Source organism: Spirosoma radiotolerans, from assembly GCF_000974425.1.
Taxonomy (GTDB): domain Bacteria; phylum Bacteroidota; class Bacteroidia; order Cytophagales; family Spirosomataceae; genus Spirosoma; species Spirosoma radiotolerans.
In genome coordinates, this window is sequence record NZ_CP010429.1 from 4,637,381 (window position 1) to 4,651,253 (window position 13,873).

Sequence of the window (13,873 nt, forward strand, 5' to 3'; positions counted from 1 at the left end):
CGTTCTGATTTAGTGGACCTGCGTTTTATTGGGCTGACGCGGCTTCCTTCACCACTTCACCTTTGAGATACAACGTTTGCGAACCACCCTCGGCGTTTGATTCAACCAGAACGGTTTTGTTGAATGCGCCTAGTGCAGCCGCATTGAACGTCGCCTTGATCTTTCCCGTCTGGCCGGGTAACACCGCACCTTTTGGGTAGTCGACGCCCGTACAACCGCAGGAGCCTTTTGCTGAATTGATAACCAGCGGTAATTCGCCTGTATTGGTAAATGTGTATTCAGCCGTAACGGGCTTGCCTTGGGCAATACGCCCAAAATCGTGGGTGGCACTACGCCAGTTGAACAGGGCCGCTGGAACAGTCATGGCAATGGAAGCCGTCAGTAAAATCAGCGAAGCGAAGAATAGGATGCGTTTCATAAAAAAACGGTTTATAAGATTTGTAACACCGCTCACCTGAGCGACAATGCAAACCTACCCCGCCCTTCGCAGTCCCTTTGTTAAGCGGTTGCTAACGTTTGTTAATGAGTTGTTAATTAGTTGGGTACAATAGCTCAGACGCTATCTTTGAGTGAAAGAGCGGCCGTTTCTCCATTTGTTCATTCGCTCTTTCACTCATTAACTCTTCCGCTCTTTACCTATGTCTCGCCTGCGTCTATTGATCGTACTTTCGGTTTTATCCATCATCGGCATCCTGGCGGTGCAGGCGATATGGGTGCGAAATGCCTACGCCCTACGGGAACGGCAGTTCCGGCAATCAGCCTTCATTGCCTTGCAGGACGTAGCCGATGACGTAGCCCAACTAAATCACTTTACGATCAATCGGTACGCGGTCACACAGCTTTCGCCTGATTACTTCATTGTCAACACCGATGCACCAATTGATCCGGTCACCCTGGAAGCCTTCATCCAGCGATCGCTTCAACAACACCATCTTATTACAGATTATGAATATGGTATCTATAATTGCGAAACCGACCGCATGGTCTATGGTGCCTATGTGAGCACCAGCAGTTCAACGCCCTTGACAACAGGTATTCAGGGCAAAAATCTACCGAAGTTTCCGCGCTACACTTACTACTTCGGTATTCGATTTCCGAACCAAACGGGTTTTGTAGCGGGGCAATTGAGTGGCTGGCTATGGTCCACAGTGGCGGTATTGGTGGTGGTTATGTTCTTTGGCTATACGCTGAGCGTTGTGCTGAAACAACGGCGGCTAACGGAAGTACAGCGTGACTTCATCAACAACATTACCCACGAACTTCAAACGCCCGTTTCCACCATTCGCGTGGCGGCCGACGTGCTTCAATCCGACGCCATTCTTCAACAACCCGACCGTCTGAAGCAATACGCCAGGGTCATGGGTGAAGAAAGTCGGCGGTTGCAGAAGCAGATTAACAGCGTCCTGCAATTGGCCCGTTCGGAACGCAACGGCTTTGTGCTTGATCGGGAAGTTATTGATCTACACGAACTTATGACGACTGTTGCGGACAGATTTGCGCCCTACGTAACGCTTGGCCTCATGGCACCAGATGCCCGCCTTCAGGCCGACCGGTATCATCTCGAAACGTCGCTCAATAACCTGATCGACAATGCCTTAAAATATTGCACTACTACTCCCTGCGTTCTCCTGGAAACCCGGCTCGAACGCGGCCAGTTGATTTGGTCCGTTAAAGACAATGGTATTGGCATTGCCCCGGAACATCAGAAAGCCGTTTTTCATCAGTTCTTCCGCGTCACCTCCGGCCACACCCACAACGTCAAAGGATTTGGCCTGGGGCTTTATTACGTTCATCAGGTCATGCGGGCGCACGGCTGGCGGTTAACCCTGACGAGCCAGCCAGATCAGGGAAGTACGTTTGCCATCGCCTGCCCTTATTTAAAGAGCGTAAGAGTGAATGAGCGTAAGAGTGAGTGCCCAAGCGGAGCGAAAGTAGTGTAACGAAGCGACTATCTGCACTCACTTTTCTTGGGTATTCACTCTTTCGTTTATTCATTCTTTATCTCTTTCGCTTTGAACACCGCTCATATCCTGTTTGTCGAAGATGACATCAATCTCGGCTTTGTTGTCCGCGACACCCTTGAAAATGTGCCTTTTGCGGTAACACATTGTACAACCGGGCCCGAAGCCTGGGTTGCTTTTCAAACGCAATCATTTGATTTATGCCTGCTGGATGTCATGCTGCCCCAAACAGATGGCTTTACACTGGCGCGCCAGATTCGGTCTGTAAATACGCAAATCCCGATCCTGTTTCTGAGTGCGCTGGCAGATAAAAGCGACCGGCTGCAAGGGTTACGGCTTGGTGCCGATGACTACCTGACCAAGCCTTTCAGCGTTGAGGAGCTCCTCCTGAAAATCAATATTTTCCTGCGCCGAACGATTAAAGAAGCCAGCCTGCTCACAAATACGTTTCTCGACAGAAAAAATTTAACGCTTTCGGTTCATGGGCAAACGCAGATACTCACTCAACGCGAAGCCGATGTGATGGCTTACCTCCTCGACCGGCCCAACACGCTCGTCCGGCGCGATGAACTATTACGGGCCGTTTGGGGCGACGATGACTATTTTATGGGCCGCAGTCTCGACGTTTTTATTTCCCGGCTTCGCAAACGGCTTGCCCAGAGCGCAAGCCTTCGGATTGAAAATGTGCACAGTGTCGGATTTATTTTGCGACAGTAATTCACTTAGTTTGTAGGGTGTTTTTATTTTTACCGAATGAATTTTCGACTGTCTGTCCTTGCCACAACAGCTTTTTTACTTGCCTACGGCTGTAAAACGGCTAAACTTATTACGAATAACGCCCCAGCTTCAGCCAGCATTACCGAAGAAGGGTTACTCAACTGTTTCACAGCAGGTACAGTACTCAATGGTCAACCCGTCTGGTGCGAAGCATCAGCTGTTTTATACGATGGCAAAAATCTGTTTTTCGCCAACGACAAAGATATGCCTACCGGGATGAGTCCCGTATTTGAAAAAACACCCGCATCGCTGGGCGATTCGACCAAAACACCCACTTATCTAACGCAACCAGCTTTTTCGACGACCCGCAAATACGAAGATTTCGCCCAGACACCCAATCAAGCCAACGGCTTTGTTTTTCTAACGACCGCTTTTGACCGGGTGAAGTCCGGAAGCCACGATTGGGATAATTACAACACCATTTTATATTGGCGCAAAGGCGATGAACAGCATCCGCACGTGCTGGCTCCCGATGATACCAGCCGCACCTCGATAGCCTACCGGCAGCGGATTGCTCAACTCCTGGCAACTGATGAGTTTCCCGGTGCGCTCCCTTACTTCAAGGTTGAAGGCTTAGCGGCTACGGATAAACAGTTGCTGTTTGGGATTCGGGAAGAAGGCAAATCGTATGAGAGTTTTACTTACCGCGCAAAAATCATCAGCGTGTCGTACCGGATCGAAAAAACTGGCAACGGAGAGCGGATTCGCCTGTCTGACGACTGGAAGATCATTAACAATTTTGACATCGCGAAAGCGGATGCCAGTTTGCCTAAACCACTGGCCCTGTCAAGTTTGGAATATGATCCATATCGGAACCGGTTCTGGATGCTAACCTCGCTTGAGCAGAATGGCCAGTTCGATGCCTACCTCTGGACAATCACGCCAAATGATTTGTATGCCAACAAACCCTTTACACTCCTGCGTAATGCCCAAGGCCAGCCCCTGCACACGGCTGGTCATAAGGCCGAAGATTTAACCTTTCTGGATGCCAACCGGGTTCTGCTCATTCATGATGACGACCGAGGGCGAACAACGGTTGGCAGCCGCATCAGACGACCCAATCAGGCGGCCTACACCATTCTTACTGTATCGTCCCGAAGAAATCGTATGTCCCTAAAATAAATGATAGAACACCCGTGGCATGAGTTGCCCCTTTAATGGGAATCAACTGAACATTAGTAGCACCCCGTTTTGTCATGGCATCGTAGGCATTTTGTGAATTCAGGAAATTGACGATCTCATCGGCATCTCCGTGATAAAGTCGGGTGGGCGTACGAGGCTTCCAGTCATGCACGTCATTATCCTGAACAGCGGCCAAAAAAGCCTTGTCGGTGCCGTTGTTAATGCCCTGCCTGAAGCTGTCGGTGAAAGCCTGATTCAGACTAACGTTGATGGTCGCGTTATTACCCTGAGCGGCAATTTGCGTAGCATAAGGCTCTTTGAAGTAAGCAGACGCGGGTCGATTGAGCCCGTAAATCCGGTCGTAGGTTTGCAACACCCAAAGATAAAGCCGATTAATATAATCAACACCTGATGACTTTTCGTTGATGATCTGCTTCATAAACGCTGGTTTGTCATAGGCACCCGCGCCACAACTCGAGGCCACCAGATTGAATTCGGTACCGGTTTCTTCTTCGATTTTCTTTTGCAAAGACATGGTTGCATAACCCCCTTCTGAATACCCCGCAATCATCAATCGCTTATCCCAGTTGATCTGTTGATCGGTCAGGAAGTCACGGGTAGCGCGTATCATATCAAGCGATGCGGTGGCCAGTCCATTGCGCTGTTCATAGGTGTGCGGTAAATCCTTCGATGCACCGTATCCAATGTAATCCGGGGCTGCAATGATATACCCCTGAGAGGCAAACACAGACCCAAAACTATACGCTTCGCTGCTTGAGTAAAAATTCGATGGAGCGTCGTCCTCTCTAGTAATCGTGCCGTGCTGCATACTGATCATAGCAACCGGCGTTGGCACAGAGGGAATGATTAGCGCACCAGACGCCTTGATGGTTTTTCCATCCGTATTGGTTGTCGTATACTCCAGCCGATACGCCTTAATGCCATACCGGATAAAAAACTGAAGGGGCGCATTGACTCCCGTAAAACGACTACGCAACTGAGCGGTTGTGTATTCACCAAGGAGTGCACTACTAACCAGTGTTCGGGCAGGAACCGGCGTGACCGATTCTGTTGAGTTGGATTGCTTACAACTACTTGGCGCAACGAGTAACATAGCCCCAAGCAGGAAGAGAAAAATTGTTGATTTTAACAAGATCATGGATGAGAAAAGAAAAGTACACCTCCTAGTATCTTTTTAACGTTCCACACCCAATTTTCGTTTGGCTCCAGCCGACAATAAACGAAAAATAAATAAAGCTATCTCACTGTCAATCAAACATATACAATAAATAAAGATAGACTTTACATGAATCTAAAAACGATTGGCTTTTAAGTGCTTAAAAGCTTCTATATACCCGTGGTGAGCTTTCATCGGATTATGTGGAACACGCTCTACAACTATAGGCATCTTACTTCCCGGTTACTCTATAAAATAACTACACTTTACGAATAATACTGAATTGGAGCTTTTCCTTCCTTCTTCCCTTACGATCTGTTTATCAACAGGTTATAAACGCATTTATTGTCATATAAGATGTCTTCTGATTAAACTGGTACAGCGTTTGGGTAATTACAGTCAGTACCAAATATTCACAACACTATGAATAGTCAGTTGAAATCAGCCGGAACCAGGTCACTTGCGATGCTTATGGCCGCCGGTATCTTATCAGGCAACATTTTAACGAGTTGTAAATCATCTGCCCAGTCGTTAAATAAAACACAGAAGGGCGGCATTGTAGGAGCCAGTGGTGGCGCTGTTATTGGCGGCATGATTGGTAAGTCGAAAGGTAATACCGCGTTGGGCGCTATACTTGGCGCTACTGTTGGTGGTGCAGCCGGGGCCGTCATTGGCCGTCGGATGGACAAGCAGGCGGAAGAAATGAAACGCGATATGCCTAATGCGCAGGTAGAGCGGGTTGGTGAGGGTATCAAAGTATCTCTTGGCTCCGACATTTTGTTTGACGTGGACTCGTACGCCCTGAAGTCAGATACGAAGCAACAGCTCATCGATTTTGCTAAATCGCTTAATAAATACGAAGATACCGATATAGTAGTGGAAGGCCATGCTGATGCTACGGGGTCAGATGCGCACAACCTGACGCTCTCGAAACAACGGGCCGATGCGGTCGCTAAATTTTTGGAAGCACAGGGCGTAAAAACATCCCGAGTAGACGAAAAAGGATACGGTGAAGCCCAGCCCATTGCAGATAACAGCACCGAAGCTGGACGTCGCAAAAACCGCCGGGTAGATGTAGCCGTTTTTGCGAACAAGAAACTGCAGCGTGATGCCAAAGATGGCAAAATAGGTGAATAATTAAGGGGTAGATCAGAGTAGTCATAGTGTCTATAACTACTCTGATCTACTTGTTTGGCTAAACTAATAAAGCGATGGCAACGGTAAAAAAGGGCGACGAAGTAACCTGGAACTACGGCAAAGGCAAAGCAAAAGGCACTGTTGCCGAAGTTCACAATGACGATGTTGAACGAACGGTTCAGGGAGCCACGGTGAAACGTAAAGGATCGGCCGAAGAGCCCGCTTTGGTGATCAAACAGGGTGACAAGAAAATTGTGAAATCGGCTAGCGAAGTTACCAAGAACAAAAAGTAAAAATGGGCGCTACAGAACTCAACGATACCCAGAAAAAATCGGCCCGAGCCGATTTTGATGAAGCCGTTAATATGTCTGCTTCACAGCTTGACAAGTGGCTTCAGACGGACGAGTCCAAGTCGGTTGGGCAAACAAAAGACGGAGACAATGAGTCGATTGGTCATCAATCAGGACATCATATTGTCAATATTCTCAACAAGAAAACCAGTGACTTGTCTGACAGTGACTATGCGCACATGGAAAAGGTAGTAAGTTATGTCAAACGGCATATGGCGCAACGTCCCGATAAGGTAGCTGGCTCAAACTGGAGTTACTCGTTAAAAAACTGGGGACACGATCCGGAAAAAAAATGAGCGCCCCGTTTGCTCACTAATTTAGATTCTGGTTCGTTTCAGCGTTACTAACGCACCAGCCAGGATACGAAGTCAATACATTAATAGTCAGTAAGTTTACACTTAATTGCTGACTTTAAATGACGTAAAAATGCACTTTCTGATTTACTCAACTATAAATTAAGTACCTGTTCAAATTCACCCTACACAATTACAAAACGTTATGAACGTAAAACAAACACGAGGAGAAATCCTTGACCAACTCAATCGGCTTCTGACCCTTAGCCACGACGCAGAAAAAGGCTACAAGGAAGCAGCCGAAAATGCAAAAGATAATGAACTGAAGAGTCTGTTTCTGGCTCAGTCGCGCCAACGGGCAGAGTTTGCGCTGTCTCTCGACCGTGAGATTCGGGCGCTGGGTGGCGAACCAGATAACGGAACAAGTATTGCGGCTGATTTACACCGCGCCTGGATCAACATAAAATCGACATTTGCCTCCGACGACGACAAAGCCACCGTTGAGGAGTGCCACCGGGGCGATCAGGAAGCCCTTGAAAATTATAATGCTGTGTTGCAGGAAACTGATTTAGTTGCCAGCACACGTGAACTCTTGCTTCAACAAAAACAGAGCATCGATACGGCAAATGCGACGATGGCTCGTTTGGCCTTGGTAGTGTAGTGAATGGTGGGATTGGAAAGCCTACCTCCGTTGGAGGTAGGCTTTTTTGTGTTATACCCCTCTAAAAACAATCCCAATGGACAGAATGTTACGTTACAAACATGCTGCGAAAGCATATAAATGCTTCAGATAAATTTACGTTATGAGTAAACAGTCCAAATCGAAATCTTTTTTCGAATCAATTAAATCAAGACCTGGCAAACCCTATCCTTTGGGTGCTACGTATGATACTGAGGGTGTAAACTTTGCCTTATTTAGTGAAAACGCCACTGCCGTTTATTTGTGTTTATATAACCCATCCGATCCTGCTGAAGAGGTGGCTCGTATTACGCTGGAGGAACGGACGGATTTAGTTTGGCACATCTATATTGAAGGACTTCGCCCTGGACAATTATACGGGTTTCGGGTTGATGGGCCTTATTCACCGGAAACGGGCCATTTTTTCAACCCGAACAAACTCCTGCTCGACCCGTATGCCCACGCAATCAACGCGCCCGTTAACCACAACAACGCCTGGTTAGGATACGACTATACGAAGAAAGCGTCGGAGCATCACAAAAACGAAGCCATCCTGTCGATGAGTGAAGAGGATAGTGGACCAAGCATGCCCAAGAGCGTTATTATCGATACGGCTTTCGATTGGGAAGACGACACTGCTCCTGACACGCCCCTGCATCGCTCGATTATTTACGAGATGCATGTGAAAGGATTCTCCTACTTACACCCTACTATTGACGAGCGCGTTCGGGGAACGTATGCCGGAATAGGCACGCCTGAGAGTGTTGATTACCTAAAGCGGTTAGGGATCACGGCCGTTGAATTACTTCCTGTGCATCAGTTTACGGACGAGAGCTATTGGGGTTACAACAGCATTGGCTTCTTTGCTCCTCAAAATACCTATTCGTCTTCCGGCATGGCAGGCCAGCAGGTCGTTGAGTTCAAGCAGATGGTAAAAAATCTGCACCAGGCAGGCATCGAAGTCATTCTGGATGTCGTCTATAACCATACAGCGGAGGGTAATCAGCTCGGGCCAACGCTCTCCTTCAAAGGCATCGACAATCGAGTATACTACCATCAGGTTGGCGATAATCCAGCCTATTACATGGATTATACAGGTACGGGCAATACATTCAACCTGAGTCATCCCCGCGTGCTGCAATTGGTTATGGACAGCCTGCGTTATTGGGTGACCGATATGCACGTCGATGGATTCCGTTTTGACCTGGCATCTGCTCTGATTCGGACCGATGAAGAGTTCGGCTCCGTTTCGTCATTCCTGGATACCGTTGCCCAGGACCCAATTCTGGCCCGGGTGAAGCTCATCGCCGAACCTTGGGATATTCAGTCGTATAATGTTGGTGGTTTCCCTGTGCGCTGGTCGGAGTGGAACGGTAAATTCCGGGATTCACTGCGGTCCTTCTGGAAAGGTGACGATAGCAAGGCGGCTGAAACAGCGATACGCTTGCTGGGAAGTCCCGATTTATACGCCAATGATGGCCGGTCACCAGCCAACAGTATCAACCTGATTACGGCCCATGATGGCTTTACCCTCAATGATCTGGTCAGCTATAATGACAAGCACAATGAGGCCAATGGCGAAAATAACAATGACGGTTCCAACGACAATATGAGCTGGAACTGCGGAGCCGAAGGACCTACAGATGATGAGGCTATTAACGAGCTACGCGAACGCCAGAAACGAAACTTCCTGACTACTATGCTGCTCAGCCAGGGAACCCCGATGCTGGTGATGGGCGACGAGTGCGGCCGGACACAGCAGGGCAACAATAATGGCTATAATCAGGATAGCGAAATTAGCTGGATGGACTGGCATTGGAACGACAAGCAACAAGCCTTATTCGAGTTTACGAGCCAGCTTACCGACCTTCGCCGTACCATTCCGCTCCTGAGCCGACGTCGTTTCTTTGACCGGGAGCAGGTGGCTTATCTGCTCCCTAACGGTGGCGAGATGACAAGCGATGATCTGGAAAATCCGCATACACACTGCCTGGCACTCTTCATCGATGGCTTGCGTGTTTCGGAACAAACCGAAGACGGGCAGGATATTGGTGACGAACAGCTGATCTGGATCCTAAACGCCTATTGGGAACCTATTGACTTTATGCTGCCTAAAATTGGCCGTAAAAGTTCTCAGTGGGAAATCGTTGTCAACACCGATACTGGCGAGATTCATCCAAATGGCTCCCCCATTAAGGGCGGCCATGAAATTAGTGTTCCTGGCCGGTCGTCGCTGTTGTTACGACTCAAATAAGGTCAGGTTTATCAACCAAAAGGGGTCAGAACGCAATGTTCTGACCCCTTTTGGTTGGTAGAATTGCATGAGGTTTTAAGAAGCCTTGCTATTCAGGTTTAAGGGACCTATTTTGTTAGTCGTTAATGAATTGATTATTTCTCACGAAACGTCCACTCTTTAACTCCAACCGGCGCATTCTGGAGCGCGGTATACAGCTGTTTATCATTTTTAAAAACCAATTTATCCAGCAAAAACGTCTCAACATGTACGGCAAACGCTGGCGTGTCGAAAGGCCACGGCTCCATGGAAAGCGATGCATCTGTTCGTTGATGGATGTAATACGGGATGCCATCTGGCCCCAGGCTTACTTCCAGACGACGACTTTCGGGCGGCACCTGATCCATGCACAAGACCAGCGACAGGGCATCACACCACTGAAGAAACGCATAGGCATAATCGGCTTCTTTTTTCGTCGCTTTGATCTCTTTGCGCCATTTAGTTTGATTCGTAACCTGCTGATCCAGAAACTCATCCAACTCTTTATCCGTCCCCCGTTTGGGTTCATACAGGAAAGAGGTATGCATCGACATCAGCAGCGCGTTCCAGCGGCTTTTTTGCAAACCAATCTGAATGAGCTTACGGCATTGTTCTACCGAATATTGCAGTAATTGAAAATGCAGAGGAGCCCCGGCCGTGGTCAAGTGATTTCGCCCTTCCCAGGCATCCTGTCCATCATCATGTTCCGTTAGCGCAATCAGGGTTTCTATCCAATTGACGGGGCGGCTGTCAGGACGCCAATGTAAGGCGACCTGCACAGCCAGCAGACCGTGCGCCTGCTGATTAATAATTTGCCAGCCGGTATCTGTTTGGGTAACAATCATAAAAAATTAACGGCGTAATAAGATGTAGCGGTGAAGTCGGTTATAAATAAATAACCGACTTGTGTGGTTCCTCAAGATCGAACGAGCCACATAGATCGGAAGAAACCTCGCGAGCCAGATTTAAGAATCTGCCTTCACTTAAATTCATTTTACAAAAAAGCGGCCTGAAAGTTTTCTATGCTTTCAGGCCGCTCTCTATGCATTTATTCGTTCATTAGTTGTAAACCTTTTCATTCTCCCCCATTTTAGGCGGATTCCCGGTAATGGCGGCTGTAGCTTGCTGGAATAACCGAACCATTGTGCTATCGCTCGAATTCCAGTATTCAGCCATATCGATATGTACTTTCAGCAGGATCAGTTCAGGATCATCCTTCCCTTTTGGGAACCAGGCTTTAGCCTGAGGATTCCATAGCTCATCTACTTTAGCGCGATCATCCAACTCCTGTGCCGTACCCGACACGGATACATAACTAGCATCGCTCACGTCGGCAAACGATACGTTGACTTTATGCTGGTTGTTCTCGATCTGGTCGACTTTGGGCGATGTCCGTTTGGTGAAGAACCAAATTGTCCCGTCTTCATCTACCTGGAGGGCAGCCATTGGACGACTTACCAGATTTCCCTGTTCATCTACAGTTGTCAGCATAGCGATGCGAATGTCTTCGATTAGATCGCTAACTTTTTCCAACTGCTTATTTGTTTGTTGTTTCGTTTCCATAACGTTGAGATTAATCGATAAGCAACTTATAAACGATAGGCCAACGAGTAATACTACTGAATCTACTCAAAAAGGCCGCTCGACCGTTTATTGCTTAGTTAAATAGTGTTTCGCGCAAATCTATTCCATAAAACAGCGATGCTGGCGTTACGACTGGGTTTTTCGCTTCCATTTCCGTCTGGTTCCCCATGTCGATAATGTTTACGCAACTGCAAATCGTTTGCTGACACATAGCGTACACTTGGTTGCTCCGTTCAGAGTTGAACTGTAATACCTCCTGCGCGCATTTTTCGCATACCTCGATACAGGCAGTTGCCAGTAAACGAGCGTTCTCCGAACCGCGCACATACAGCATAGCCAGATTACGACACATATCAGCGCAGTCGAGGTTCAAAAAAATACTGCGATAACAGTTTTCAATGTCATCCGAGTTTGAGCACTCTGTTGCGAATTCATTACAAAGAGTAGAACAACTGGTTAACGTGTCGTAAATGGTCTTCTTCCAAATCATGACGAATACTATCTTCAGGTTTCAAATTAATCAGGCAAAGGTTCCTACGTTAGCGCCAGCCCAGCCAGATTCGGTGCGGCTTAAGCGCGCCCAGCGACGAGCTTCGTCAATACTCATAGCCACTACTCGATGGTTATCAAACTGGCCCTGTTCGAGCAAGTTATTGGCAATCTCGATTGCTTTCGCCCGAGTCGTAGGGTTTAGCGACCGCATAGCCGCCGGAAAGTGTGAAGTAGACCACATAGCGTTGACGTGTAGGTTCATTTGTATAATAGCTTATATTATGCCAGTATCAGCGCCAGGTGCGGCCGTTTCCTATAAATCCTATTAGGCTTCTGATTCTCAATAATTTATAATTTATGATTAAGTATTTAACCAGGACAAAGTGAACAGATTGTTTACTAGCTTGGGGAAAAAAGTTAGAGAGGTGGGTATTTTTATACCCAGTGGGGTCCACAAAAAAAGCCAGCTCCGTTAGGAAACTGGCTTTCTTCGCTAATCAGGGTATCACCTGACTAAAGGCGTCTTTATTTAGGAAAGTATAGTCGAAATGTGGTGCCTAGCCCTAATTGACTCTCCACTTCGATAGATCCTTTATGGCTATTAATGATGTTCTGGGTGGCTGTTAGCCCTAAGCCCATGCCACCCGATTTTCCTGTAAAAAATGGGTCAAATAGTCGTTGTCTGTCCGTTTCATTAATACCTCCACCATTGTCGGTTACTTCCACAAAAACTCGTTTGTCATCCGTGCAGTTGGTTTTAACCACTAATATTCCTTTACCTTCCTGCATGGCTTCTACAGCATTGACCAGTATATTCAGCAGCGCTGTCTTCACCTGATCACGGTCAATCAGCGCGTTGCAGTCGTCAGTAACGAAGCTTGTTTCAAGGCGCATCCGCTTCAGTTTAATACGATCACTGACCAGTTGCAGCGTTTCCTTAACAACCAGGTTAAAATCCTGCTTTTTGCGGTCCAGATCGCGTGGCTTCGATGAGTTAAGCATCTCCGTAATAAGCTGACCAATACGGTCTACATTCCGGCCAATGATGTCGGTGAACATTGTAATGTACTCATTGTCCGTATCTAGCTCATCTTTTAGCTGTTCCAAAGCCAGGCTAAGATTAGTGAGCGGATTACGGACTTCATGGGCAATACTACGGGCAATTTTACCCGTCATAGTCAGCTTTTCGGCCAGAATTAAGTCTTGCTGTGCCTTTTTCTGTTCGGTGATATCCCGCACAATTCCCTGATACCATTCCGGACGGCCAGCCGGGTCATCGACGGCCCAAACGGAAATCAGGCAAATTCGTTTGCGACCACTTCGGTGGATAAGGTTTGTTTCGAAGTCTTTTATCTGGCCATGTTCCCGGACATTAAAACGAAGTTTTCGTAGCTGATCGAGGTCAGCAAACAAACGGGCAGGATTCAGGATGCGGAGTTCATCCCGGCTGTAGCCCAACAAGCGTTCCACTGATGAATTGGCGTCCTGAAAGCGCATTTCGTTGTTGGCCACAAAAATGGCATCTATCGAGCGCTCAAAGAGGGAGCGGTACTTGTTTTCCTTCTGAGCGACTTCAGCCAGCACACTGGCTTGCCGGAGCGCATACCGAATACTACGACCCAGAAGCTGCGCATCAATCCGGCCTTTTACCAGATAATCGGCAGCTCCAAGTTCGAGGGCCGATTGATCGACGGTTAAGTCATCCTGCCCTGTAAGCAGGATCATAGGCGCTCGGCAACCTCTCCGGAAAGCCTCTTGAATAAGATCAATACCTGTATGATGCCCTAATCGGTAATCAACCAGGTAAACGTCATGCTTGTGCGTATCAATGGTTTCTAAAGCGAGGTCATAACTATCAACCCAATCGAGTTTGATTGTCGCATTCTCTTTCGCTGATACAAGTGCTTTTGTCAGTAAGTAATCATCTTCGTCGTCTTCAATCAACAAGACACGAATTGTCTCTTTTTCATCAGCAACGTCAAGTAATACCGCAGCAGGAGTCATAAAATAAAGTGCAGTTAGTTGGTAT

General features: G+C 47.6%; 15 protein-coding genes. 8 read left to right on the plus strand and 7 right to left on the minus strand.

Annotation, left to right across the window (positions count from 1 at the left end):
* Positions 1-25: 25 nt before the first annotated feature.
* The gene (locus tag SD10_RS18850) at positions 26-418 is read right to left on the minus strand and encodes a DUF1573 domain-containing protein (protein WP_052731223.1); all 393 of its coding nucleotides are present in this window, start codon (positions 416-418) and stop codon (positions 26-28) included.
* Positions 419-638: 220 nt separating this feature from the next.
* On the opposite strand from SD10_RS18850, the gene SD10_RS18855 reads away from it, so the two are divergent.
* The 3 genes from SD10_RS18855 to SD10_RS18865 all read left to right on the plus strand — a co-directional run bounded on the left by SD10_RS18855 (position 639) and on the right by SD10_RS18865 (position 3,860).
* Complete coding sequence (locus tag SD10_RS18855; RefSeq protein ID WP_046575850.1) at positions 639-1,940, plus strand: sensor histidine kinase; 1,302 nt, start codon at positions 639-641, stop codon at positions 1,938-1,940.
* Positions 1,941-2,012: 72 nt separating this feature from the next.
* Positions 2,013-2,678: a response regulator transcription factor gene (locus SD10_RS18860; protein ID WP_046575851.1), complete on the plus strand. Its 666-nt coding sequence runs from the start codon at positions 2,013-2,015 to the stop codon at positions 2,676-2,678.
* A 36-nt stretch (positions 2,679-2,714) separates the two neighbouring features.
* The gene (locus SD10_RS18865) at positions 2,715-3,860 is read left to right on the plus strand and encodes a hypothetical protein (RefSeq protein WP_046575852.1); all 1,146 of its coding nucleotides are present in this window, start codon (positions 2,715-2,717) and stop codon (positions 3,858-3,860) included.
* On the opposite strand, the gene SD10_RS18870 is transcribed toward SD10_RS18865, so the two are convergent.
* The gene (locus SD10_RS18870) at positions 3,820-5,019 is read right to left on the minus strand and encodes a lipase family protein (protein ID WP_046575854.1); all 1,200 of its coding nucleotides are present in this window, start codon (positions 5,017-5,019) and stop codon (positions 3,820-3,822) included. The two genes, SD10_RS18865 and SD10_RS18870, sit on opposite strands and share 41 nt — an antisense overlap.
* Before the next feature lie 441 nt (positions 5,020-5,460).
* On the opposite strand from SD10_RS18870, the gene SD10_RS18875 reads away from it, so the two are divergent.
* From SD10_RS18875 to glgX, 5 genes are all read left to right on the plus strand, one after another.
* Complete coding sequence (locus SD10_RS18875; RefSeq protein WP_046575856.1) at positions 5,461-6,174, plus strand: OmpA family protein; 714 nt, start codon at positions 5,461-5,463, stop codon at positions 6,172-6,174.
* A 74-nt stretch (positions 6,175-6,248) separates the two neighbouring features.
* The gene (locus SD10_RS18880) at positions 6,249-6,467 is read left to right on the plus strand and encodes a hypervirulence associated TUDOR domain-containing protein (protein WP_046575858.1); all 219 of its coding nucleotides are present in this window, start codon (positions 6,249-6,251) and stop codon (positions 6,465-6,467) included.
* A gap of 2 nt (positions 6,468-6,469) precedes the next feature.
* Positions 6,470-6,820 (plus strand): DUF3140 domain-containing protein, encoded by a 351-nt coding sequence (locus tag SD10_RS18885; RefSeq protein WP_046575859.1) that lies wholly within the window; start codon positions 6,470-6,472, stop codon positions 6,818-6,820.
* A gap of 202 nt (positions 6,821-7,022) precedes the next feature.
* Positions 7,023-7,478: a ferritin-like domain-containing protein gene (locus tag SD10_RS18890; RefSeq protein WP_046575860.1), complete on the plus strand. Its 456-nt coding sequence runs from the start codon at positions 7,023-7,025 to the stop codon at positions 7,476-7,478.
* A gap of 142 nt (positions 7,479-7,620) precedes the next feature.
* The gene (gene glgX, locus SD10_RS18895; protein WP_046575862.1) at positions 7,621-9,750 is read left to right on the plus strand and encodes a glycogen debranching protein GlgX; all 2,130 of its coding nucleotides are present in this window, start codon (positions 7,621-7,623) and stop codon (positions 9,748-9,750) included.
* A gap of 134 nt (positions 9,751-9,884) precedes the next feature.
* On the opposite strand, the gene SD10_RS18900 is transcribed toward glgX, so the two are convergent.
* The 5 genes from SD10_RS18900 to SD10_RS18920 form a co-directional block, all read right to left on the minus strand.
* A complete protein-coding gene (locus tag SD10_RS18900) occupies positions 9,885-10,613 on the minus strand; it encodes a DUF3891 family protein (RefSeq protein WP_046575864.1) in 729 nt (242 codons plus the stop codon).
* Positions 10,614-10,827: 214 nt separating this feature from the next.
* Positions 10,828-11,331: a pyridoxamine 5'-phosphate oxidase family protein gene (locus tag SD10_RS18905; RefSeq protein WP_046575866.1), complete on the minus strand. Its 504-nt coding sequence runs from the start codon at positions 11,329-11,331 to the stop codon at positions 10,828-10,830.
* Between the two features lie 94 nt (positions 11,332-11,425).
* Positions 11,426-11,704, minus strand: a complete 279-nt coding sequence (locus SD10_RS18910) for a hypothetical protein (protein ID WP_227699018.1) — start codon at positions 11,702-11,704, stop codon at positions 11,426-11,428.
* Between the two features lie 168 nt (positions 11,705-11,872).
* Positions 11,873-12,106, minus strand: a complete 234-nt coding sequence (locus SD10_RS18915; RefSeq protein WP_227699019.1) for a DUF2188 domain-containing protein — start codon at positions 12,104-12,106, stop codon at positions 11,873-11,875.
* Positions 12,107-12,369: 263 nt separating this feature from the next.
* Positions 12,370-13,848, minus strand: coding sequence for a hybrid sensor histidine kinase/response regulator (locus SD10_RS18920; protein WP_046575872.1), 1,479 nt, complete (start codon positions 13,846-13,848; stop codon positions 12,370-12,372).
* Positions 13,849-13,873 lie beyond the last annotated feature (25 nt).